We start from the raw sequence: 23,297 nt of genomic DNA, 5'->3' as shown, positions 1-23,297 counted from the left end.
TGCCACCGACATTAAATTCGGTGTGGCACGTCCCTGGAGGCTTTCCGGAAGGGCGTGGTCTTCGCTACGTTCCGCATCATGTTTTGAGTCCCTCCCAACTCCCAACCTCTGAGTACACAGAACCAAATCCATCGTCTGCCAGATCTCCACACTCAGCTCCCTCAGATTCCGCCAAACGAGCAGGAAATCCCCGCTGGAGATGACGGGACGTGTGCCACCTGCCTAGAATCCTGAAACGACTAAAAACAGGTAAGGAACACGTCATGGTCAGTCAGCAACAGCAGGCGACAGCCCGTCCGGATGATCCACGATTTCTGGAGATCGCTCGCAGAGTCCGTCAAGGTGAGCGACTGACTCTGGAAGATGGTCTCTATCTTGACCGCGAGGCTGACCTTATGGCCATGGGCCGCCTTGCCAACGAAGTCCGCGAAAAACGTCACGGCAACATCACTTTCTACAACACCAACATTCATCTCAATCCGACCAACGTCTGCGTTTATCGCTGTCGGTTCTGTGCCTTCCGGGCTGACCTTCGCGACGAGAAAGCCTACGCGTTTACTGACGACCAGGCCCGCGAGCGAATTCTGGAAGCACGGTCCCGGGGAGCGACCGAGATTCATGTGGTCGGTGGGTTGCATCACCAGAAGAAGTTTGACTGGTATGTGAACCTGATCCGTGTCCTGCACGAGACTTGTCCCGAGATCCATATCAAGGCATGGACTGCGGTGGAAATCGCGTGGTTCTCATTCCTGACCAAGAAGCCCGTGGACTGGGTCCTTTCCGAGATGAAGGCCGCTGGCCTGGGAAGTCTCCCCGGAGGTGGTGCCGAGATCTTCCACGACGAAGTTCGCCCGCAAATCTGCGAGCACAAGGCCGACGGCGAGAACTGGATTCGCATTCACAGGGCCGCCCACCAACTCGGACTTCGCTCAAACGCTACCATGCTCTACGGGCATGTCGAACGGGCTGAGCACCGGCTTGATCATCTCATGAGGCTCAGGTCACTGCAGGATGAAACCGGTGGTTTCCAGACCTTCATTCCACTCGCCTTTCATCCTGACAACACCAAGCTGGCACACATTCCCAAGCCGACGGCCCGGATGGATCTCCGCATGGTCTCTCTGGCTCGACTCATGCTCGACAACTTCGACCACATCAAGGCGTACTGGATCATGCTGGGAGAAGAGACAGCCCAGGTCGCTCAAAGCTTTGGAGCCGACGACCTCGACGGGACCGTGGTCCACGAGTTGATCTACCACGATGCCGGTGCGAAAACGCCCGAAGGTTTGACCGTCAGCAAACTGCACCGCTTGATCCAGGAAGCCGGGCGTGTCCCTGTCGAGCGCGATACGCTCTACCGCCGGGTTGTTCGAGAAGGGGCGAAGTGGTCCGTCGAAAGTGACGGGAAGACGATTGGTGTTTGAGATTTGGTGTTTGGTGTTGGATGATTGCAAAGGTGTTTGGAAGTTGAACCGTGTACTGTTAGGCTGGGAGTAGGCGAACGTCGCGGTTCCCAAACTTCCAATTCCAAACACCAAACACCCAACACCTCATGTCCACTCCTCGACCATTCCACGTGAAACAGATTGACCACGTGACCATCGTGGTGAAGGATTTAGCGCGGAGTCGCTGGTTCTACCGCGAGATGCTCGGGATGAACGAAGTCTCACGCCCGGCCTTTTCCTTTCAAGGCCAGTGGTTTCAGGCAGGCTCGACACTGATCCATACGATTCTCGAATTCGAAGGCTCAGGGCCGGCTGGTCAGAGTGGCGGGAAATCTTCCCGTAGGCACCATATCGCTTTCACGGTGCCAGATGTTCGGATTGCAGAAAAGTTCCTGCAGCAAGAGGGCGTGCCGATTGTCGTCCCCTGCAAGCTCAGGCCCGATGGTGCCCTGCAGACCTTTCTGCATGACCCGGATGGTCACCTGATTGAACTGACATCACCGCCCGAAAGAGTCCTTTCGCCCTTGGCGTCACTGGCAATCGATGTGAGCAGTATGACCATGCTGGATGGTATCTTCTCACTCTTGACCTGAAGAATGCACGGGCCCATTCTGCATCTCTCAGGCGATCCATGCTCACAACTTAAGGAACGGCAACCAGTGACAACGCCACCCGATTCGACCCGAACCGGAGTCATCAACTTCGTCGTTTACGGCCTTCTCATCGTACTGCTGATTGCTGTCTTCGCTCAGGTGGTCTTTGCGATCACTGCTTTGACAGGTGACAAGATCGATCAGCAATACCTGTTGCTCCTCCCCGTCCTGGCGCCTGTGGTTGTGGGTACCTGTGTCATTACCTCGCTATTCACTCTGCTCATGCCACCTTCAAAGCTCAGGTCGAATGTCCCCAAAGTCTGTTCGTTACTGGTGGTCATTCAGGTCATACTATGGACGGCCGGCGGTTAACAGGCTCGGTGCATTCAGCAAGCCATCAGATTTACTCCAAGATTTCGACTCCGAGAAAACACCATGATCGACAGTACTCGCTGGACGTTCGCCGCCTGCCTGCTCTCACTATGGGCTCTGACAAGTGACGCAAAGGCTCAAGGACCGCAGGTCGCACCGCCAATCTCGGGGATCTATCCGCACCTGGCGATGTTCAACGACGAAGGGGAATGTGGTACTGGAGCCGTTGTGCCGTTTGGTGGCAAGCTCTGGGTCATTACCTATGGCCCGCATCTTCCATTAAAATCATCCGACAAGCTGTATGAAGTCTCGCCCGAACTGCAGCAGATCGTTCGGCCCGAAAGTGTTGGCGGAACCAACGCCAACCGGATGATCCATGAAGCCACCAACCAACTTGTCATTGGCAGCCATGTGATTGCTGCTGATGGTCAGGTGCGTACGATCCCTCGCAATAAAATGCCCGGCCGCCTGACAGGAAACGCGACCCACCTGTCGAGCCCACAAACCAAAATCTACTTCGCCACCATGGAAGAAGGGCTCTACGAAGTCGATCTCAAGACTCTCGAAGTCAACTGCCTGATCCGGGATGGCAACAACTTCAAGCCCGAGCAACTGGCTATCGATCTCTCGAAGGCCGTCTCCTCCAAACTGCCCGGCTATCACGGCAAAGGATTATTCACTTCGCAGGGGATTGTCGTTTACGCCAACAACGGCGATCACGACCCGCGCGTCGTCAAGGATCCCACAGTTCCCAGTGGGGCATTGGGCTATTTTGATGGTGTTGCCGGGACGGACTGGCAGTTGATTCGGCGCAATCAATTCACCGAAGTTACCGGCCCTTCGGGGGTCGTTTCCAATGATCCGAATTCAACGCAACCCATCTGGAGTCTTGGCTGGGATGCGAAATCACTTCTTCTCATGGTCTGTGAGAAAGGTCAATGGCACACCTATCGGTTGCCGAAGGCTTCGCACAGCTATGATGGAGCTCACGGCTGGAATACCGAGTGGCCCCGCATTCGCGATATAGGTGAAGAGCATCTGCTCGCCACGATGCATGGAACTTTCTGGAAGTTCCCCAGAACATTCTCGCCAGGCAACTCGGCTGGTATTGCTCCCCGCAGCAATTATCTCAAGGTTGTGGGCGACTTCTGCCAATGGAACGACAAGATCGTTCTGGGATGCGACGACACGGCAAAGAGTGAGTTTCTCAACAAGCGCAAGGCTAAGGGAGAAATTGCCGGCCCCGGCCAATCGCATTCCAACCTCTGGTTTCTCGATCGAGAGCAGCTTGACCACCTGGGCCCTGTCATTGGTCGCGGCTCGGTCTGGCTCAATGAAACCATTGCCGCTAATCAACCCAGCGACCCCTATCTCATCGATGGGTACAATCATCGGCAACTGGTCATTCACTCCCCTCAACCTCTTCAAGCGAGCATTCGACTCGAAGTCGACAAAGCGGGCACTGGTGAATGGACGATTTATAAAACTCTGGCGGCCAATGGTCGCTCGACACTCTGGGAGAGCCTGCCACGTGATCTTCAGGCCGTTTGGGTACGACTGGTTTCTGATCAGCCCATCGAAAATGTCACGGCGACTTTCGGCTCGTCGAATCCTCCCGCAGAATCCCGAAAGGACGTGAGTGATCTTGCTCAAGGGTTATCGCTGGCCGGTTCTGAAAAGCGATCAGGTGGTGTGATTCATTCTCGCGGCGGGAACTTTCGCTCGTTGCGGTATGTGGCCAGGACCTCAAACGGCCAGACGGGTTGCTACGATCTGACGACGAACTTGAAGACTGGCGCACTCACACTGGCCAAAGTCGATGATGCTGACGGCATGGCCTGGACATCAAAAAGCGTCGCCATTCCGCAAAATGTCATCAGCCGCGATGAAGCATCGATCGTGTACGAGGATGCTTCTGGCCGCTGGCGATTGCCTGTGGGAGATTGGCAGGCACCTCTGGCTTCGGGCAGTTATGGCCCGCAGCGTGTGTGCCGGGAAGTCTGTACCGAGCGCGACTTGTTCCATGCCGGGCAAACGTTCTTTGAACTGCCCGCCGAAAATGCAAGCGGGATGGCCAAGATTCGGCCCGTGACGACGCACCCCTATAGCATTGATGACTACGCCAGCCACCGAGGAATGCTGGTCCTTTCGGGTGTCGCAGACGACGCAGCCCAAGGGCCACATGTGGTTCGCTCGACTGATGGAGCTTGCGCTTTGTGGGTGGGTGCTGTTGATGATCTCTGGTCTTTGGGCCAACCGAAGGGGAGTGGCGGCCCATGGAAAGACAGCCAGGTGATGGCGAATGTCCCCAGTGACCCGTATCTGCTGACGGGCTATCAGCACCGGCGCATTGAACTCTCGCATGATCAACCGGAGGCTGTAGATGTGATACTGGAAATCGATGTGACTGGAACAGGTCTCTGGACTGAGTGGAAGACCATCGCGGTTCCTGCTGGCAAATCCCTCGTGGAGCAGATTCCAGATGACACAGTGGGTTACTGGATTCGTGCTCGTGCGACACAAAGTGGCAAGTTCACGGCCTGGCTGGTGTATGGGAAATGAGAGTGCTGGGTATTGGGTATTTGATGTTTGGTATTTGAATCAGACCGATGGGCAGTTCCCAACAGTTATTGGATCCACGCCGTAATCGCCTGTGATGCGGTCAATGGAATCTTGTTTCCCCGAACCCAGACTCAACATCCCGTGTCCCCGTGTCCATGCCAACACCCAACCCTTGACTTCCGTCCGGTGAGTCTCTAGCGTTATGCCATAAGGACAAGAACCAATGCATCCAGAAAACTTCAATCTACTACGACTTTCCAGCCTGCTACTACGCAGGACGGGGGAAAATCTGTAGTCGATTGATGACCAGAATTTTGACCCCGTTGCCTGCTGGCACCGGGGTTTTTTTATACCCGGACTCTTTCCTCGCGGTGAGGTACAGGTGCCAGCAGGTGATACCAGATCTGGTTTCCCGCAACCTGTCTTCAACTGTTCGATGAATGGTGAATGCCTGTGGAACGCTGGATCGACTCCGGCTCTCTCAGCTTCATCCCTGAGTTTGGAATACTAAATCGAGGATTATGAAAATGACTTCTGCCACAAAGACCTCACCTGCTGACCAGATCATTATTTTTGACACGACACTTCGCGATGGTGAGCAGTCTCCTGGCTGCAGTATGAACACCGATGAAAAGCTCGAAGTGGCGAAAGCTCTGGTTGATCTCGGCGTCGATGTCATTGAAGCGGGCTTCCCGATTGCCAGTCCTGGCGACTTCGAGGCAGTCCGTAAGGTCGCCGAAAGATTTGGCGAGCAGGCCACGATCTGCGGCCTCGCTCGTTGCCGGAATGAAGACATCGATCGAGCTGCGGATGCGGTCTCAGCGGCCCGCCGCAAGCGGATTCATCTCTTCCTCGCCACCAGTGCCATTCATCGAGAATTCAAACTCAAAATGGCCACGGAAGAGATCCTCAAACGTACCGCCGAGATGGTCAGTCGCGCCAAAGAGCGCTGCGAAGATATTGAGTTCTCACCCGAAGATGCTTCGCGAACGGAGCTCGAATTTCTCGCACAGGTGGTTGAGACGGCCATTCGTCACGGCGCGACCACTGTCAATATTCCCGATACCGTGGGCTACGCCACGCCATCGCACTACTTCAACGTCATCAGCTATCTCAAGAAAAACGTGCCCAATATCGAGCAGGCCGTCATCAGTGCTCATTGCCACAACGATCTTGGACTGGCAGTTGCCAACAGTCTCTCGGCCATTGAAGCCGGTGCGCGACAGGTCGAATGTACGATCAATGGGCTCGGTGAGCGTGCCGGAAATGCGGCTCTCGAAGAGATTGTCATGGCTCTCCGCACACGGCAGGATTACTACAAAGTCGGTACCAGGATCAACACGCAGAAGCTCTGCCAGGCCAGCCGACTGGTGAGCAACGTGACGGGCATGATCGTCCAGCGCAATAAAGCGATTGTCGGCCAGAATGCCTTCGCTCACGAATCGGGAATCCATCAGCACGGCATGCTCCAGAACCGTGAGACCTACGAAATCATGCGTCCCGAAGATGTGGGGTTTGTCGGACAGAATCTGGTTTTGGGCAAGCACTCAGGCCGCCATGCCTTTCGCAGTCGAGTGGCCGAACTGGGTTACACTCTCGACGAGGAAACGTTCCAGCGTGTCTTTGATGAATTCATCATTCTCGCTGACAAAAAGAAATCGGTCTACGACGCGGATATCATTGCGATTATCGAGCATCAGGATCGAAACGCTTCGGATCGCTGGAAACTGCAGAGGTTTCATATTGCTGCGGGGACAGGCACGATCCCGACCGCGACTGTCGAACTGCACGATGACCAGCATCAGGTGCATTGCGATGCTGCCATTGGAGATGGCCCGGTGGATGCCGTCTGCAAAGCGATTGAACGGATCATGGGAGTCTCCGGGACACTCGACAATTATCAGGTTCGCAGTGTTTCCGAAGGGAAAGATGCCCAGGGTGAAGTCATGATCGAACTCATTACGGGTGGCCGCAAATACCATGGTAAAGCGGTCAGCACTGATATTCTCGAAGCCAGCGCTCAGGCGTATTTGAAGGCTCTGAACAAAGCGGCTATCGGCCAGCCGAGTGAGCAAAGAGAGACTGGGGTGTGAGTTGGGTTGGTATTTGGTGTTTGGTATTTGGAAAGCTTGTGCGATTGACTCAAACACCAAACGTCAAATACCAAACGCCGAACAACCAATACCAAGTCTCACGACACACCGGTCGCGGAGATTGCTGTTGGTTCCTGTGCACAGCAGACTCGATTTCGGCCAGCCGACTTGGCTTCGTACAAGGCAGCGTCGGCTGCCGAGATCAAGGCTTCTGGTGTTGAGGCGTGGAGCGGACAGGTGGCGACACCCACGCTGATCGTGACTGTCAGCAATGCCGATTCAACGGCAAAAGGGTGAGCGTCGATGGCGGCGCGAATCCCTTCGGCAATTCGTAATGCTCCCGTGATTCCCACTCCCGGCAGCAGAATGGCCATTTCCTCGCCGCCATACCGCGCCAAAAGAGCCCTGTCTCCCGAGCGAATCTTGCCCATTTGCTCGCGCAGAATCTGGGCCGTTTCACGGAGAACGAGATCACCCGCCTGATGTCCATACTGATCATTGATCGATTTGAAGCGGTCAAGATCGCATAATAGCAGAGAGCATTCGAGTCCCAGTCCCTGTTGAACACTGTCAATCTCACGAGCCAGTTGCAGATCGAATGTCCGGCGGTTGGCGAGATCGGTCAGTCCATCCTGCCGGGCCTGACGCTCCATCTGCAGGAAGTTGATCGACTTTTGAATGGTTTCCGAAAGGACATCCGCTGCCCAGGTAATCAACTCGAGATCAACGGGGAGCGGTGCTGCTGACTGTCGGCGCGTGAGGCAAAGCAATCCTGCATAGCGATGCTTGTGTCGGATCGGTGCTGTCACAGCCGACTGCATGAGCGTATCGACACCCACTCGCTTGAGATGGAGTTGATCGAAGACGGTGACCTGGCCATACAATTGGCCCATATTCGAGAGGGTATCTTCGTGCTGAAACCAGCGTGTTTCGACGCCTGGTGGAAGTTGAACTCCGCAGCGAATGAGTGCTTTGCAGGTGGCAGCCCCTTCTTTGGGCAACACGTACAAACTGGCGCGCTCCGAGCCTGTAATCTGCGCCAGTCGAACCATGAATCGTTCGATCATGCGCAGGGGTTGCTCGCTCTGGCTGTCTGCGATTGACCGCAATTCGAGCATCTCGCGAGTGGATCGCAACTGATGGGTATGATGTTCGAGTGTAAAGAGTTGCTTGAGTGAACCTGCCACACAGGACATGAGGCGGGTACTGAGATCCAATTGTTCGGCCTGTGGAGCAGCCGTGGGCAATAACTGTGTTGTCGCCAGAACGGCACAGAGTTCTTGTCCCACGCCCACGGGAATCAGGAAAATCCGACTGGCCTTGCGTTTGTCGGATGGAGTTAGCGAGGCATAAATCTGGCTTTTGCGTAGAGGCTGGTCTTCCAGGACCAAAGGCGAACCACTGGCCAGTGTCGCCAGATGATGTGTATCGATATGAAATGCTTCGAGCGATTCGTCACTGAGACCACGGGCCTCAAAGACTGTCCCACTGCTGCGATCCAGACGGATGATGGCTGCAAAACCAGAATCTGTATCGGGAATGAATCGTTTGAGAAGAACAGCGTAGCCTCGCTCGGGATCGTTCTGTGTGAGAATTTCGCGGAGAACAACGTTCTCCAGCCGGGTGATCATCTTGTCACGGGTCAGGTGCATGACCTCGCGTTCAAGGCTCTTGACTTCACCAAGAATTCGAGCGGAATTTCGATCAGATCGTTGTCGCTGCAGAACATGAATTCCATGCTGGAACAGGCAGACAGTCGCTAAAGCCAAGAGGCCGGCAGTCCCGGAAAGGACTCCTTCGAGTTGTGCAAGAATCGATACCAGGCCGTGCATGAATGGAAATGCCCCTCATTGGCCACCAGGAAATCATCAGGGAACATTGACCTCATGGCTTGGAAATGATGCCCAAAGACAACATCAGCCACAGGTTCCTCTTGATAAGTTCACCGGAAAAAGGAATTCCGAATACCCAATGCTGCTAACTTAGCACGGGTTTGGAAGTCGCGCAGAAGTTTTGAATCGAACTTTGCTGAAAGAACAAACGTCAGTTTCGTTAGCTCAACGAGATTGAGGACAATAGACTCGGGATCAAACAACGCCTGCCTGCTGAGTCACAAGTTCGAGCTGTCCTTGCGGAAATGAACGGCTTTTCTGATTGCAGCAGGATTACCGGCTTGAACGGTTTTTCTGATTCCAACAGTGAGTGGTGACATCTCGCGATATCACGCTCATGGGGACGGCAGGTACTGCCGATTGCCTGTCGTTCTGAAAAGTTACCCAAAGCCTGCCGTCCGGCGTGCCGATCTCTCCCGATGACGGAATACCACGCGGTCATTTTCTGCGCAGAGATTGCCTGATGACAGATCGCGGCGAGCAAACCAACAATAGTCATTGAAGACTTCATGGAGACCGGCAAGGATGTGGTCGCGTGAGCGGATTCTCCGCTGGCGATGGTTGAGCGTAGTGGTGGCCATCATCACTTTGCCCGGCCCAGGTTGCGCCCGCTACCAGCCCACTCCCGCTGCTAACATTGGTATCGATACCTCGCATTACGAGGCGATGGGCCGCAAGATCGAGTATCCGAAAATCGAAAAGGTTTCGGACGAACAGATTCTCGAAGCGACCAGTGCACCGATCTCGCTCAGCAGCGAAACCCCGACTGAGTACCTTGATCTTTCGCTTGAAGAAGTGATGCGACTGGGTCTGGCACAATCCAAGGCTTTCCGCGATCTGGGTGGATTAGTGCTGAGATCTCCTGAGATTGTGCGAACCAAGAATGATCCCGCGATCGCGCAGACAGATCCCCGATTCGGGATCGAAGCGGCACTCAGTGCATTTGATGCACAGGTCGCCGCCAGTGCCATGTGGGAGAAAAACGACCGCGCACTCAACAACCAGTTCTTTGGTGGTGGGACGCGGCTGCTTACTCAGGATTTCAACGTCTATCAGGCTCAGATCTCGAAAACCGCCGCGACAGGTTCGAATTTTGCCATTCGCAACTACACCCAATATGATGCCAATAATGCACCCGGAAACTTCTTCCCCAGTGCGTGGACAACCTGGTACGAAGGTGAAGTTCGTCAGCCTTTACTTCAAGGCGCCGGGGTCGATTTCAATCGTATTGCTGGTCCCAATGCCCAGCCTGGCCTGATCAATGGTGTCGTGATTGCCCGCATCAATTCGGATATCTCACTGGCCGATTTTGAAGTTGGCGTGCGCAACTATGTGAGTGATGTCGAGAACTGCTACTGGGATCTGTCATTTGCCTGGCGAGATCTGGAATCGAAGATTGCTGCTCGTGATGCCGCTCTCGAAACCTGGCGTCGCATTCGGGCTTTATACGAACAAGGTCGACGAGGTGGCGAAGCCGAAAAGGAAGCTCAGGCCCGTGAGCAGTACTTCCGCTTTCAGGAAGAAGCCCAGAACGCACTGCATGGCCGGTTGCTCGACGGCACACGGACCAACAACGGCAGTACCGGGGGAACCTTCCGCGGGACAGGCGGGGTGTTTGTCTGCGAACGCCGACTGCGTCTGCTGATTGGTATGCCCATCAATGATGGCCGACTGATTCGAACTGCCGACGAACCGTCGGCTGCCAAGCTTTCATACTCGTGGGAATCGACTCTTGGTGAAGCTCTCTCACGACGAGTAGAACTCCGCCGCCAGAAGTGGCAGGTTCGCAAACGTGAACTCGAACTTCAGGCCAACAAGAACTTTCTCAAACCACAACTCGATGCCATGGCCCGCTACCGCTTCCGTGGCTTCGGCAAAGATCTGTTACCAGACGGAACAGGTGGTGAGTTTGGTGATGCCTATTCAAACCTGACTTCGGGAAACTTCCAGGAGTGGCAGTTAGGTCTCGAGTTCTCCATGCCTTTAGGATTCCGGCAGGCGTATGCCGCCGTTCGTAATGCTGAACTGCAACTGGCCCGTGATCGTGCGTTGCTTTTCGAGCAGGAACGATCGGTCATCCACGATTTGAGCAACGCCATTGCCGACGTGGATCGTTCCTACCAGATCGTTGAAACGGCACTGAACCGCCGCATGGCTGCACGAGAGCAGGTTGAAGCAGTTCAGGCGGCTTTCGATGCCGACAATGCGACTGTCGACCTGCTGCTTGAAGCTCAGCGTCGGATGGCTGATGCCGATATTTCCTACTTCCGGGCAGTCATCGAATATTCGCTGTCGATCAAGAACGTCCAGCTCGAGAAAGGAACGTTGTTCGATTACAACGAGATCTCTCTCGAAGAAGGGCCGTGGCCAGAGCAGGCTTATTGCGATGCTCTCGAGCGGCAACTGCGGACTCACCCGGCCAGCCGGTTTGATCATCCTAAGCAGTTGGCGCCACAGGTCAGCGAAGGCCCGATGATTCAGACTCTGGCACCGGCTCTCAATGAACCGCAGGGGACGACCTATCCACCGGTTGAGGGAGGCTCTGTCCTTTACGACGACCAGGCCATTGATGCCCCCGGTTCGCCAGAAGCCACACAGCTCTTTGACAAAGTTCTCTCGTCTCCGCCTCAGCCGGGAGGGAATTCGCCATCGTTCATCCCACCGGCTCCAGCGGCCAACGAAAATGAATCCAGTCCGGAATTCGATCCCGCATTCAAATAGCAGCGAGCGATCTGAATCTGTGCCGAACTTGCGGTTCTTGGCGAGAATGCGATTCCCATCTGGAACCTTTAGCGAAGGTAAATGGGTGTCTGGGGTCAAACGTCCTCGTTTGCCCCCAGATCATTGAAGATTGATCGTGTGTTGCAAACTCTCATCGGAAGTCATGAAGAGCATCATGGATGCAAATTTGCTTGCGAGCTTTGTTGACCAGAGGGGCGGATGCGGACATCCGACCCCTGCCACCCGATGATTACGAGTTGCTCGCGCCACCCGTTGAAATTCTCTGGATGGTCGGAGATCACATGATGAGTGCCATCACCAAATGAGATCGCTCTAGAGGCGTCTATTTCATGGGAGAGTAATCGGTTGCATTCAGATAAACCGATTCCACCTTCTCGACAATCTTGCCGTCTGCCTCAGAGGCTTCGCGTGCCGCTTTCCACGCAGGATCTTCGCGAAAGGCCTTCCATGAGGCTGCCGCAGCAGCTTCGTTCTCATGGGCAATCAGATAAATGAGCTTATTGTCACCATTGGCCGGTGTGAGATAGATCACATTCGTCATCCCATGCTTAGCGAAAAGCTGAGTGGTGTGATCGCGAAAGCGCTTGTTCAGCGCATCGAGCCGCCCGGGTAATGCCGTGTAAGTCCGCAGTTCGTAGAGCTTTTTGGCCTCTGCCCGATTCGCTTCGGCCTGCGAAATTTTTAATGTGTAACAATATCCCAGCCCGCCACCGATCAGTGAAGCCAGGGCCCACAGCAACAGGGTCTTCCCGAAAGTGGAAGGGCTCTTCGGCGATAACTGCGAGGCCTGAATTGTACGGTCATCCTGAGCCGATGCATGATTGCTATCGGACTTGGAAGCGTTCAGTGTCTGCGCGTGAGAGATGAGTCGACTCATTGATGCGGCTCCAGTTCCATTCGGGTCATTTGAAAGCATCTTTTCCAAGTGATGCTCTACACAATGATACCAAACTTCAGCGATCAGCCGCACAAGTGAATTCTTGATCGACGTGCATTTTCAGGAGTCAAACGGGCCCGCGAAAGCCATCTGTTCCAAGAGAGCATTCACGTGGAGAGCACTCACGTGGAATGCTCATTAGTTTGGCAGAAGCTGTGCAGGAGCCATGGCTGTGGCTGGATATCCGCCAAATGGCTGAGATGTTGCCACTGTGGAGGTTCCGAGGTTCATGCCAGAAGCATCAGCCCCCTGATAGAATTGTCCGCCGCCGCCACCGGCAGGAGGATAGAAGCTGGGCGAGCAGTTACCAGTCGAACAAGGTGACGGAGCTGCAGCACCACAAGGGCCACAAGGATTGCAGCGATTGGCAGAGCAGCAGCAGCCAGAAGCCGAAATTGCAATCGCGAGACCAGCCAGTGCCAAGGCCATACGAGTGAACATGAACAGATTCCTTCAGGAACGGGAGAGAGGGGGGGGAAATCAGTTAGCCGATGAGCAAAACGCTCGGGCTTGAGAGGGGTTTTCAATCGTCTGGTGGCCGCCGGACAGTGACCACGCGAAGTGTCTTTTCTTCAAGGATCCTGGCTGGACTACTCACTCACTTTCGTGACTGCAGCGAGTCGAAACAAAACCCGGCAATGCCAATGCGGGGAACATTTTCATTGCTGAGGCGGGGTGTATCGGAAGATTCCGCCGCTGCAAAGAGCAGTTTTCTATTTTTTTTGAAGTTTTTCAGGGCGACGAAAAATTTGACTCAAGTGCCTCGAATCCCAAAACGTGAATTCATCGAATAGATGCTTGAAAAAATCACCGAGACGGAAAATCGAAAGATCTCACAGCGACAGTGGTTAGCTCCACATACTTCATAAGTACCTTTTTTCGCTACATCGGGCGATGGGTCATCAACACTCGTAAGCTGTTCGATCAAAACCGGTATCACTCACAGAGAGCATCTCTCCGATTGATCCGATGAAGCTGTCTTCAATTCAGTTAGTCCTCAGGCTTTTTCAACGCACACTCTCTACACTCAGGCCCTCTGATCCTCTGCTGAAGACCTGCATCATGCCTGTGCCGCCTGCCAGACCATCCTCTTTACTAACCATTCTCGAACCGCATCGAGAGACAGATCCTGTGTGTGGGATGTCTGTGGATCCAGCCCAGGCCTCAGGTTCTCTGGCACATGCCGGCACCACCTATTACTTCTGTGCCCGCGCCTGCCTGATCAAGTTCCGTGCGAATCCAGAAGCCTATTTATCCCCCGAGTCGATTCCTCACGATTGTGCACAATCTGCACCCGCTCCTCAGGGGCAAACATATCTCTGCCCCATGGATCCCGAAGTTGTCCAATCCGAACCGGGAAGCTGTCCTATTTGCGGTATGGCTCTGGAACCGTCACAGCCCACTTCTCATCCAGGTCCCGATCCCGAATGGATTCTGCTTTCCTCCCGCCTGCGCTGGGCCGTGGTTCTGGGTCTCCCGGTCTTTGTCATCGCCATGCTGGGTATGCTCCCTTCGCGTACCACGATGCAGTGGCTGCATGCCAATCTGCCATGGCTGAACTGGATCCAGTTGATTCTGACCACGCCAATTGTCTTCTTCTGCGGCTGGCCCTTCTTTGAGCGTGCCTGGAAGTCGATCCTCAGTCGCAACCCGAATATGTTCACGCTCATTGCCTTAGGCGTCGGTACGGCTTACCTCTACAGCCTGCTGGCGACGATCATTCCTGGCCAGTTCCCGGCTGCATTTCATATGCAGACCATGAACATCTCGCCTGAATCCCCTGTTGTGGAACCGTATTTCGACAGTGCCGCAGTGATCATCATGCTGGTGCTCATCGGGCAGTTGATGGAACTGAGGGCTCGCCAGGCGACAGGTGAAGCCATTCGCTCGCTCTTGTCGCTCACTCCACCGAAAGCCAGATTATGGCATCCATCAGGCAGAGAAGAGGAAATCGCCCTTGATCATGTGCTGGTGGGTGATCGACTACTGGTTCGACCTGGTGAGACGATCCCCGTCGATGGAGTTGTTCTCGAAGGAACCAGCGAAGTTGATGAATCGATGATGACGGGGGAATCGTTACCCGTGGAAAAACTTCCCGGGGACTCGTTACTGGGTGGCACAACCAATGGCTCAAATCCTCTGCTCTTTGAAGCGAAGCATGTGGGATCAGAGACCATGCTGGCCCGCATTATTGCGTTAGTCTCGGAAGCCCAGCGGACCAGAGCCCCTATCGAAAAACTCGTCAATCACGTCTCCCGATACTTTGTGGGAACCGTGGTGCTCGTTGCTCTGGCGGCATGGGCTGGACATAGCCTTCTCGGTGGCCCCGAAGGCTGGCAACGGGGGTTGATCCATGCGGTTTCTGTTCTGGTAATTGCCTGCCCCTGTGCCCTGGGCCTGGCGACACCGATGGCGGTGACGGTAGGGATGGGGCGTGGTGCTCGCATGGGGATCCTCTTTCGAAATGCCGAGGCGATTGAAACCTTGCGTCTGATCGATACGCTCGTCATCGACAAAACCGGCACACTCACACTGGGCCAACCCGAACTGACAGAAATTTTCCCGGAAAGCGGCTTCGATGAGTCGACTCTGCTGCAGTGGGCTGCCGCCGTTGAACTGGGAAGTGAGCATCCTTTATCGAAAGCCATCGTGGCCGGTGCTCGTGCTAAAAACCTGACCATCGAAATGGCCCATGAGATCCAGACAGCACCAGGCCTGGGCATTGCAGGGCAGGTGCAGAGGCAGGAGATTCAGATTGGCAATGCCCGCTTCATGGAGCAAGCTGGGCTCAAGGCTGACCAGTGGCAAAAGGCCGGTTCGCGGCAGCAGGATGGGCAGATCGTCATCTCCATGGCCATTGATCATCAACCTGCAGCCACGTTCGTTCTGGCCGATCAGGTGCGGCCATCGGCAGCCGAAATGCTTAGCAAACTCCGTGGACAAGGTCTCCGCATCGTGATGCTGACGGGCGATCGGCAAAGCACGGCAACACATCTCGCCCAAAAGCTGGGGATCACGGAAGTGATTGCCGAAGTTCTGCCCGATGAAAAAGCAGCGGTGATTGCACAACTTCAGCAGCAAGGCCGTTTCGTCGCGATGGCGGGAGACGGCATCAACGATGCTCCGGCACTGGCTCGGGCCCATGTCGGTATTGCCATGGGAACAGGGACAGATGTGGCTATCCAGAGTGCTGCCGTCACGCTGGTCAAAGGCGATCTGTCGGGGATTGTCCGGGCCATAGAACTGAGCCAGGCCACCTCGCGAACAATCCGCCAGAACCTCATCCTGGCCTTCGGTTACAACGCCCTCTGCATTCCGGTGGCGGCGTTGGGCTGGATCACCCCCATGTGGGCCAGTGCCGCCATGAGCCTCAGTTCCGTCAGCGTGATTCTCAATTCTCTCCGGCTGCGAAGATGATTGTCTGCTAATCGATAAGAATTTGATTCTCTATCGTGAGCAACGAATCTTCGCGATGCCCAGGAACCGACGTTGGTTGGATCTCGTTGCCACTCATTCAGAGATGACCCGCTACTGGCATTCCATTTCACAAAACAAAGAAACCCCACAAAATATGGGGTTTTGCGGGGTTCTGATGCTTAGTGATGAGGCAGGCAAATCTGGTGGATTGGACGATACTGGACTCGAACCAGTGACCTCCACGATGTCAACGTGGCGCTCTAACCAACTGAGCCAATCGTCCGGCTGACTTAAAATTAGTCGCCAGCTCTCGCAGATGCAAGCGAGGCACGGAATGCCTGATGGATCTCAGACCCGAATCACTGATGGCAGGCACCCGGAACACGGGTTGTTCGCCGGCGGCACAACGTGTTTTTACAGGCACATAATTAGAACAACTACCGATTCTTGCCCTTCACAAACACGCATGGGCATATCGTCAATCTTATGATCCTGATTCTATAATTCTATCTGTCTTTTCGTGCATATCACCTACGCATTTGTCAAAAAATCAGTACACAGATCAAAACCTGTTGTTGTATTCTGTCTACCGGACTGATAAAAATTCAGGCAGTTTTCTGCCAAGAATTCCAGCACCTTTCTGGAATCCTCAGTGTTTAAATTGACTAGAAGAAGGGCGATTGATCTTCTGCGGTTGAGCTCTGACAGGACTTGGTTTCTGGCAGCTCGACTTTCCGCAAAAAACTTCGCGTCGTCGGATGATCATCGAGTTTTTCGCAAATAAACAATCCACATGACTTTTATGTGGAATGCTTGTTGCTGGCATCTCTAAAAGTAAGTGTTTTCACTCGTTCGCCATTTCGAGCCGTTGTTTGAGTTTTCTTCAAGTTTTCTGGGAGTTGGTCAATGTCTAAACGTTCAGGATTTACGCTGATTGAGTTACTGGTAGTCATTGCGATCATTGCGATTTTGATTGCCCTGTTATTGCCGGCGGTCCAGCAGGCACGGGAGGCGGCTCGCCGCACGCAGTGCCGCAACAATCTCAAGCAGATTGGTCTGGCTCTTCACAATTACCATGACGTCCACCGCCAGTTCCCGTTTGCCAACTTCCCCCTGATCGGCTCAGGTGCCTCGACGATCAAGTCGGCTTCATGGCTAGTGCGGATCCTGCCGATGATGGACCAGGCGGCAGCTTTCAACACGCTTGACTTCACCAACACGAACGACTTTACAGGTCAAGATGGTGTGGCGCGCAACTGGGTGACCATGACAACGTTGCGAATCCCCGGCGTCAATTGTCCGTCAAACCCGCTTTCCACCACACGTTCACAGTCACCAAATTCCATCACACAAACCACGATGGGTGTCCCCAATACGGCCGGCGCAATTCAAGTCTCAGACTATGCGGGGATCTCCGGCGCTTACAATGATCCTGCTTTGAACAACAGTTGCTGCCCAACTCCCAGCCATTGGGGAGGATATGCTCGAAGTAATTGGAATGGAGTTATCATCACTGCAACTGCTCTTGATGGTAGCGGTAACCGTATTTCCATTCCTTCCGTCGATGTCGCCAAGATTACAGATGGCACATCGAATACTGTGATGGTCGCGGAACAGTCTAATATTGATCCCACATGCTCTTATGGTGGGAGAGATTGTCGAGCTTCTGCTCACTCGGGCGGCCTGTGGAGCGGCGGTAATGGTGGTTCAGACTGGTGGCATGGGATTACCACCACTCGCGGTTTGATTAACGACAAGGCCGCTCCTTATGGGTCACAACTTCCCTACCAGCGGCACACCAAGGTGATTTCAGCTCATACAGGTGGTGCTCACATTCTTATGGCGGATGGGAGCGTTCGTTTTGTTTCCGAGAACATTAACGAGCCAACCTGGGCGAATCTGTGTTCGAAGGCTGATGGAGTTCCTCTCGGAGAATTCTAACCGGCCTTTTCCCATTCACTCTTTAGCGCCACTTGTCGCCATTCATAGTGACAAGTGGCGTTTTCCGTGCTGAACCGATTTTCCTGTGGTCATTCCCCTTTGAGGTCTCATCGACATGCCGCTCTGTTCTCGACGTTTTGCAATGCTTTCCTTTGGGCTCTTGGTCTTGAGTCTCGGCTGTGGTGCCGGTGAAGATTTGCCACCACTGGCTCCCGTTGATGGTCGAGTTACGCTGAACGGACAAGGCGTGGAAGGGGCTCAGGTCCTCTTCAGCCCTGTGAAGGGGCCAACTTCTTTAGGGACGACGGATGCCAATGGTGCATTCACATTGACTGTGAGTGGTGGAAAGCAACCTGGTGCAGTCGTCGGCACACATACTGTGAAGGTCGCCATGCCGATGCAGGTTGATCCCAAAGCCCCCATAGGAACTAGCCCTGAATCGCAAGGGCCTGTCTATTTGCCACCTGTGAACTACACGTTTCCAGAAGGTATTCGAGTCGACGAAGGGACAAACAACGTCGAGCTTTCTCTTGAGAAAGCCAAAAAGCAGGTGGGCTGAAAAGTTTTGTTCAGCCCCTGCTTAACCCCAAATCAGCGGCCCGATGAAGATGCTGGTGGTGGATGCGAGGAGTAACAGGGCAGCGAGCAGAAGTTGAATATCCGTGGTTTGCCGGGCGGCATGGTCTCCATGGGGCCCGGCACTCTGGGAGAACCTTCGCTCGGATTCTGTCATCGCAAGGCAGGCACAAACCAGCCCGCCAAACCCGAAAACGGTGGCGGGCATTTCCCACCACAGGCTTTCCCATTTCGCCAGCGGCGCAAAGAGAAATGCTGCCAGGGTGGATGTGGCACCCCGTCCGATCCACGTCCAGGCGGTCGTGACGGGTGACAGCCGCTCGTAGAGGAGTTCCGCTTCCAACTCCGAGGCACCGATCGGTTCGATGGCCTCCAGCCCGTTCTGTCGATCAACAGAGGGAACAGTGACCGTTCTTGTACGACGAAGGAGATAGGGAGATCGCCCGGCGATTTCCCGGTGGGATGCACGAAACTGCATGCCAGCCGTATACCAGCGAGCCTGACGAAGACGTTCTGCCGGTGCTGGGGGAGCGGTCTGTTGACCATCTGCCAGAGGTGCCGTTTCTGAGCGGATGGCCGGAGCTGGCTGGCGCTGGAGTGATCGAAAAGCAGGGGCGGCGGGGAGCCGCAGTGGTTTTTTCTGCTCCTGCATGACATGCCAGAGGCCACGCAGTGGGGGAATCCCACGGGTTGAAAAGATCATCTCTTCAGGATCGCAATCAGCTTCAACAGTCTGGGGCTGTGAAGTCTCGGGATCGACTGCCAGAGTTTCGGCGGGCGGAGGAGAAGAATCTATCGATGATTTTCCCCGCATGATCTGCCAGAGACTTCTGGGCCGAGGTGGCGGCTCAGGTTGATCCGGCGGGGCGGGAGTGTCCTGAGTTTCAGCCATCCGTCGGGTTCCTGAGGACGCACCGTCCCTCATTCGAAATGCCAGTTTTGATCAGCAGCGTGCTGCATCGAATTGACGTCTTTTGAGGACAATGCTGGCCACGATCAACCCGTTTATTTGAGCGGGTTTCAACTTGCGATTTCAAGTTGATATCTGTTTCTCAGGAAACCACATCGCGTTACGGGTTGCGAAGAGATGCTTGCCCAGAGCCGCAAACATGGCATAAGCTCAATACCAAGCATGCGTTTGAGCGAATCTGGACTCACCATTTCAAGTTGTGGTTCGTTGTGAATGGGCTGGCTGGAGATCGCGCGTTTGATGGAAGTTTGTGAATGACGGTTGGTTGGTCGCAAATGGGGGCTGCTGCAGGGGCGTGGGTGATTGTTGAAGATCGATGGAGAAGACTTTCACCCTGCCCTCTCCCACGAAGACGCGGGCGAGGGTTTCAGAGGATGCTGGTTCCAGGCTGTGAGCTGGGCATGTGATTGGTTCACCACGAAGGGCACGAAGAACACGAAGGGGAATTCATAGACAAGTTGTGAGTGGCATGCGGGAACGTGTCCTGCCTGATCTTTTTGGTGAACTTCGCGGGTTCGCGTGAGGACGATTAAAAATTCGGAGGTTTCTCGCGAAGGCGCGAAAGCAGTGAAGCGGAAAAGAGTTGGTGCATTTCGCTGGCGCTGCATGGCACCCTACGGTTGGAAGAATGGAGAAGACCCTCACCCTGCCCTCTCCCACGAAGACGTGGGCGAGGGTTCCAGAGGGGCTTTGAACGGATAGGTTTCCTGGGGAATCACATCGCTGTATTGGCTGAAGAAGCCATGCTTGCCTAGAGCTGCAAGCATGGCACAAAGCTGAGAGCTGCAAGCATGGCACAAAGCTGAGAGCCGCAAGCATGGCACGATGCTCAGAGCTGCGAGCATGGCACGAAATGCGACGAGCACGAAGGATGGGAAGAGTCTGGAAAACCGGGCGATGAGCTTCCTAGAACCCTGGGTTGGTGGTGACGGGTGCGCCGGGGGTGGTGACAGGTTGTGCCGGTGCAGCAGCGGCGCCCATTCCTGTGGAAAATCGTTCGCGGCGAGTCGCATAGCGGATGGCGAAAGAGGACCACTCGCTGTTGGGATAGCTGGCCACTTTCATGCGGGCCGTATCGAACGAATGGCCATCGCCGCGTGCCAGGGCGTGTTCTGAAACAAACTGCGTCAAACCCAGCCATTGACGATCGGGAGCTGCCAAGCCCAGGAAGTTGGGACGCTCGGCGCGAAATCCTAAAAACTCTCGTGGCAAAGGGGCAGTGTGTAGAGCCGTCAGCAGGAAGGCCATGCTGACGTAGCCTGTAAAAAACGCGAAGGCCCAGCGAATGGGTTCATGAGCCATGGGTGCGACTTCGACATGCAGTTTTACCAGTTGTTCAAAGCCGACACGCAAGGCGAATAATGCCGCGATAAACAGCCCTAACAGCGCAATCATGTCGGCGCGATTGGCAAAGAAGGGTGAAATCCCTTCCAGCAGAATCGCGACTGGCTCGAAGAAATTCATGGCAATGAGGCCAGCGATCAGTGTGCACAGAAAAGTGACCACTGCCGACCAGGCACCGTCACTGGCGACACACCAGGTGACGACACCCAGAATGGCCAGAAGTAAAACATCAATCATGGCTCTTGGCCCTGTATCTCTCAATAAAGTGTTGTTCCATGCCCGGAGGCATCGACCAATTCCAACCCATCACAATGACATCAGAAATTCAGTGATCAGCTATTTCACGACGCGCAGAAGTTCTTCGAGGCTTGTTGTTCCTTTGAGAACCAGTCGCAGGCCTTCTTCCCGCATGTAGAGCATGCCCTGTTTACGAGCTTCGGCCCGGATGGAGGTCATGTTCGGAGATTCCCGCAGCAGGTCACGAATGCGATCGTTGATCACGAGCAGTTCAAAGACACCGATTCGCCCCATGTATCCCATGCCACTGCAAGTGGGGCAGGCATCGGTTCCATCCTTGGGCGGGCGATAAAAGACACCGGCTTTCTCGGCGGGCAGGCCGATCTTTTCCAGTTGATCGGCGGAGGGCTTGTACGACTCTTTGCAGTCGTCGCACAATTTACGGCAGAGCCGCTGGCCGAGAATCGCCGACAGTGAATCAGAGAGCAGGAACGGTTCGACACCGAGATCGATCAAGCGTGAGAGGGCTGTGATCGTGTCGTTGGCGTGAACTGTCGAGAAGACCATGTGTCCGGTATTGGCTGCCTGACACGCGATTTTGGCGGTTTCTCCGTCACGAATTTCGCCCAGCATCACGACATCGGGATCTTGCCGAAGAATACTGCGCAAAGAGGCAGCAAAGGTCTGCCCCGCTTTTTGATTGATTTCGATCTGGGTCACACCATCCATCTTATATTCGACGGGATCTTCGACGGTGATGATGTTGTTTTCATAACGGTTGATTTCCTGGAGAGCCGCATAAAGTGTGGTCGATTTACCGGCACCAGTCGGCCCGCAGGAGAGGAACAATCCGTGGGGTTGCTGCACGATCCCTACGATTTGTTCAATCAATTGCTTACGCATGCCCAGATCTGCCAGGCGGCGAACTGTCGAACCACCGTCGAGAATACGCAGCGACATCTTCTCTCCGAACTGCGTTCCCTGTGTGGCGACACGAAAGTCAATCTCGCGACCTTCCGTCTCGGCGCGGAAGCTGCCGTCCTGTGGCTTGCGGCGTTCGGTGATATCCATCGCCCCCAGAACCTTGAAGATGTTCACGACCGATTCGCCCGTGGGACGATCGAATGGTTCTGCGGGGAACATCACCCCATCGACACGCAGCCGGACGGCGAATTCGTCGTCTTTCGGCTCAAGGTGAATATCGGTCGCCCGGCGGAGAATCGCATCGTAGACCAGTTCCCGAGCAGAAGTGTAGCCTCGGCTGCTTTCGACTTGCCTCGATCGATCGACCTCACCTGCCCCGCCTTTGTTGGATTTCCCGATAAACGTGATGGGTGGCCCCATGGCGGCATGGACAGCTTTCTTGCCACCCACTTCAATCCCGAGGCGTGCCAGGCCGCGAATGGCAATTGTCTGCAGATGATAAGGGGTGAGGATCTTGGAGTTCTCAGGAACCTTTCGGTTGCGCTCGGGAGCATAGCCTCCCAGTAAACCGGCATAGCAAATCAGAAATCCGAGGATGGCCACCAGCGGTGTCGGCCCGAGATACAAAATCAGCACGGCAGCGGCGGCGACGAGCAAACCCAGCGTATTCCAGAACTCAGGGCGGACTTTCAGACTGCGTGCATCATCGGCAATCCAGCCCAATGTCCAGACCATGAGCGTGACCAGCGAAAGTGAGAAGATGAGCATCGGGAGGCTGAAGTAATATCCCGCAGAACCCGGCTGGGTGGGGTTATTTCCCCGGTAAAACAAACCACCAGGCACAGGTGGATAAGTCGAGGGTGCGGCTGTGGTGACAGCACCACCCTGTGCCAGAGCTTCGCCCTGAAACAGGCACATGCTGCCAGAGACCAGGATGCTCCAGAGCAGCGAGTACTGAAGGAGAGACAGTAAGCGTTGCATTCCATTTCTCGGAAAGAAAAGTCTCGATCTGCCAGAACTGGTGAGATCTTCAACCTGTTAAGATGGCGACCCTTTGCCGACAACTCGCCGAGAGAAGAAACCAGTGGCATTCACCGCACTGCTGAAGGGTAATCAAATTGCCAGGCGAAACAAAGAGGGCAAGCCCTTCCCAGCACGATTTGCCTGCTTCGAAACAGGCCGAGGCGACAAAAACAACTGCAGCGTCACTTTAATAATGAGCGATTCGAAAACAATGAGCGGTTCGAAGTTT

15 protein-coding genes and 1 tRNA gene are annotated in these 23,297 nt (G+C 54.7%); 9 read left to right on the top strand and 7 right to left on the bottom strand.

The features are described from left to right. Positions 1–263 precede the first annotated feature (263 nt). From mqnE to A6X21_RS03925, 5 genes are all read left to right on the top strand, one after another. Positions 264–1,424, top strand: a complete 1,161-nt coding sequence (gene mqnE / locus A6X21_RS03945) for an aminofutalosine synthase MqnE (protein WP_068846195.1) — start codon at positions 264–266, stop codon at positions 1,422–1,424. 128 nt (positions 1,425–1,552) lie between these two features. Continuing rightward, positions 1,553–2,038, top strand: a complete 486-nt coding sequence (locus tag A6X21_RS03940; RefSeq protein ID WP_068846194.1) for a VOC family protein — start codon at positions 1,553–1,555, stop codon at positions 2,036–2,038. A 66-nt stretch (positions 2,039–2,104) separates the two neighbouring features. Further along, positions 2,105–2,410, top strand: a complete 306-nt coding sequence (locus A6X21_RS03935) for a hypothetical protein (RefSeq protein ID WP_131818180.1) — start codon at positions 2,105–2,107, stop codon at positions 2,408–2,410. Positions 2,411–2,473: 63 nt separating this feature from the next. Continuing rightward, positions 2,474–4,972 carry a hypothetical protein gene (locus A6X21_RS03930; RefSeq protein ID WP_068846192.1) on the top strand — a complete coding sequence of 833 codons (2,499 nt, stop codon included), beginning with the start codon at positions 2,474–2,476 and terminating at the stop codon, positions 4,970–4,972. A gap of 527 nt (positions 4,973–5,499) precedes the next feature. Next, positions 5,500–7,065 carry a 2-isopropylmalate synthase gene (locus tag A6X21_RS03925; RefSeq protein WP_068846585.1) on the top strand — a complete coding sequence of 522 codons (1,566 nt, stop codon included), beginning with the start codon at positions 5,500–5,502 and terminating at the stop codon, positions 7,063–7,065. Between the two features lie 98 nt (positions 7,066–7,163). Here A6X21_RS03925 and A6X21_RS03920 read toward each other — a convergent pair whose 3' ends face one another. Continuing rightward, the gene (locus A6X21_RS03920) at positions 7,164–8,897 is read right to left on the bottom strand and encodes a GGDEF domain-containing protein (protein WP_068846191.1); all 1,734 of its coding nucleotides are present in this window, start codon (positions 8,895–8,897) and stop codon (positions 7,164–7,166) included. A 585-nt stretch (positions 8,898–9,482) separates the two neighbouring features. Here A6X21_RS03920 and A6X21_RS03915 point away from each other — a divergent pair. Continuing rightward, a complete protein-coding gene (locus A6X21_RS03915; RefSeq protein ID WP_068846190.1) occupies positions 9,483–11,678 on the top strand; it encodes a TolC family protein in 2,196 nt (731 codons plus the stop codon). Positions 11,679–12,021: 343 nt separating this feature from the next. Here the strand turns inward: A6X21_RS03915 and A6X21_RS03910 are convergent, their stop codons facing one another. Beyond that, the gene (locus A6X21_RS03910) at positions 12,022–12,576 is read right to left on the bottom strand and encodes an NIPSNAP family protein (RefSeq protein WP_068846584.1); all 555 of its coding nucleotides are present in this window, start codon (positions 12,574–12,576) and stop codon (positions 12,022–12,024) included. Positions 12,577–12,774: 198 nt separating this feature from the next. Beyond that, the gene (locus A6X21_RS03905; protein WP_068846189.1) at positions 12,775–13,077 is read right to left on the bottom strand and encodes a hypothetical protein; all 303 of its coding nucleotides are present in this window, start codon (positions 13,075–13,077) and stop codon (positions 12,775–12,777) included. Positions 13,078–13,698: 621 nt separating this feature from the next. Between A6X21_RS03905 and A6X21_RS03895 the strand changes: the two genes are divergently transcribed. After that, entirely contained in the window at positions 13,699–16,053 is a 2,355-nt protein-coding gene (locus A6X21_RS03895) for a heavy metal translocating P-type ATPase (RefSeq protein WP_068846187.1), read from the top strand. A gap of 209 nt (positions 16,054–16,262) precedes the next feature. On the opposite strand, the gene A6X21_RS03890 is transcribed toward A6X21_RS03895, so the two are convergent. Continuing rightward, positions 16,263–16,336, bottom strand: a tRNA-Val gene (locus A6X21_RS03890). Positions 16,337–16,959: 623 nt separating this feature from the next. Here A6X21_RS03890 and A6X21_RS03885 point away from each other — a divergent pair. Both A6X21_RS03885 and A6X21_RS03880 read left to right on the top strand, forming a co-directional pair. Then, the gene (locus A6X21_RS03885) at positions 16,960–17,994 is read left to right on the top strand and encodes a DUF1559 domain-containing protein (protein ID WP_068846186.1); all 1,035 of its coding nucleotides are present in this window, start codon (positions 16,960–16,962) and stop codon (positions 17,992–17,994) included. A 115-nt stretch (positions 17,995–18,109) separates the two neighbouring features. Next, positions 18,110–18,553 (top strand): carboxypeptidase-like regulatory domain-containing protein, encoded by a 444-nt coding sequence (locus A6X21_RS03880; protein ID WP_068846185.1) that lies wholly within the window; start codon positions 18,110–18,112, stop codon positions 18,551–18,553. Positions 18,554–18,574: 21 nt separating this feature from the next. On the opposite strand, the gene A6X21_RS03875 is transcribed toward A6X21_RS03880, so the two are convergent. The 3 genes from A6X21_RS03875 to A6X21_RS03860 form a co-directional block, all read right to left on the bottom strand. Beyond that, positions 18,575–19,462 carry a hypothetical protein gene (locus A6X21_RS03875; protein WP_068846184.1) on the bottom strand — a complete coding sequence of 296 codons (888 nt, stop codon included), beginning with the start codon at positions 19,460–19,462 and terminating at the stop codon, positions 18,575–18,577. Between the two features lie 984 nt (positions 19,463–20,446). After that, positions 20,447–21,121 (bottom strand): hypothetical protein, encoded by a 675-nt coding sequence (locus tag A6X21_RS03865; RefSeq protein WP_068846182.1) that lies wholly within the window; start codon positions 21,119–21,121, stop codon positions 20,447–20,449. A 99-nt stretch (positions 21,122–21,220) separates the two neighbouring features. After that, positions 21,221–23,026 carry a GspE/PulE family protein gene (locus A6X21_RS03860; RefSeq protein WP_068846181.1) on the bottom strand — a complete coding sequence of 602 codons (1,806 nt, stop codon included), beginning with the start codon at positions 23,024–23,026 and terminating at the stop codon, positions 21,221–21,223. Positions 23,027–23,297 lie beyond the last annotated feature (271 nt).

Source organism: Planctopirus hydrillae (assembly GCF_001707835.1).
GTDB classification, from domain to species: domain Bacteria; phylum Planctomycetota; class Planctomycetia; order Planctomycetales; family Planctomycetaceae; genus Planctopirus; species Planctopirus hydrillae.
Note: the sequence above shows the minus strand (reverse complement) of the source record. Positions and strands in the feature narration are given on the sequence as shown.

Coding starts and splice junctions, on each gene's coding strand:
- A6X21_RS03875 (WP_068846184.1), bottom strand. CDS start 19,462: ATGGCTGAAACTCAGGACACTCCCGCCCCGCCGGATCAACCTGAGCCG.
- mqnE (WP_068846195.1), top strand. CDS start 264: ATGGTCAGTCAGCAACAGCAGGCGACAGCCCGTCCGGATGATCCACGA.
- A6X21_RS03915 (WP_068846190.1), top strand. CDS start 9,483: ATGTGGTCGCGTGAGCGGATTCTCCGCTGGCGATGGTTGAGCGTAGTG.
- A6X21_RS03930 (WP_068846192.1), top strand. CDS start 2,474: ATGATCGACAGTACTCGCTGGACGTTCGCCGCCTGCCTGCTCTCACTA.
- A6X21_RS03940 (WP_068846194.1), top strand. CDS start 1,553: ATGTCCACTCCTCGACCATTCCACGTGAAACAGATTGACCACGTGACC.
- A6X21_RS03865 (WP_068846182.1), bottom strand. CDS start 21,121: ATGATTGATGTTTTACTTCTGGCCATTCTGGGTGTCGTCACCTGGTGT.
- A6X21_RS03860 (WP_068846181.1), bottom strand. CDS start 23,026: ATGCAACGCTTACTGTCTCTCCTTCAGTACTCGCTGCTCTGGAGCATC.
- A6X21_RS03925 (WP_068846585.1), top strand. CDS start 5,500: ATGACTTCTGCCACAAAGACCTCACCTGCTGACCAGATCATTATTTTT.
- A6X21_RS03910 (WP_068846584.1), bottom strand. CDS start 12,576: ATGAGTCGACTCATCTCTCACGCGCAGACACTGAACGCTTCCAAGTCC.
- A6X21_RS03880 (WP_068846185.1), top strand. CDS start 18,110: ATGCCGCTCTGTTCTCGACGTTTTGCAATGCTTTCCTTTGGGCTCTTG.
- A6X21_RS03895 (WP_068846187.1), top strand. CDS start 13,699: ATGCCTGTGCCGCCTGCCAGACCATCCTCTTTACTAACCATTCTCGAA.
- A6X21_RS03885 (WP_068846186.1), top strand. CDS start 16,960: ATGTCTAAACGTTCAGGATTTACGCTGATTGAGTTACTGGTAGTCATT.
- A6X21_RS03905 (WP_068846189.1), bottom strand. CDS start 13,077: ATGTTCACTCGTATGGCCTTGGCACTGGCTGGTCTCGCGATTGCAATT.
- A6X21_RS03920 (WP_068846191.1), bottom strand. CDS start 8,897: ATGCACGGCCTGGTATCGATTCTTGCACAACTCGAAGGAGTCCTTTCC.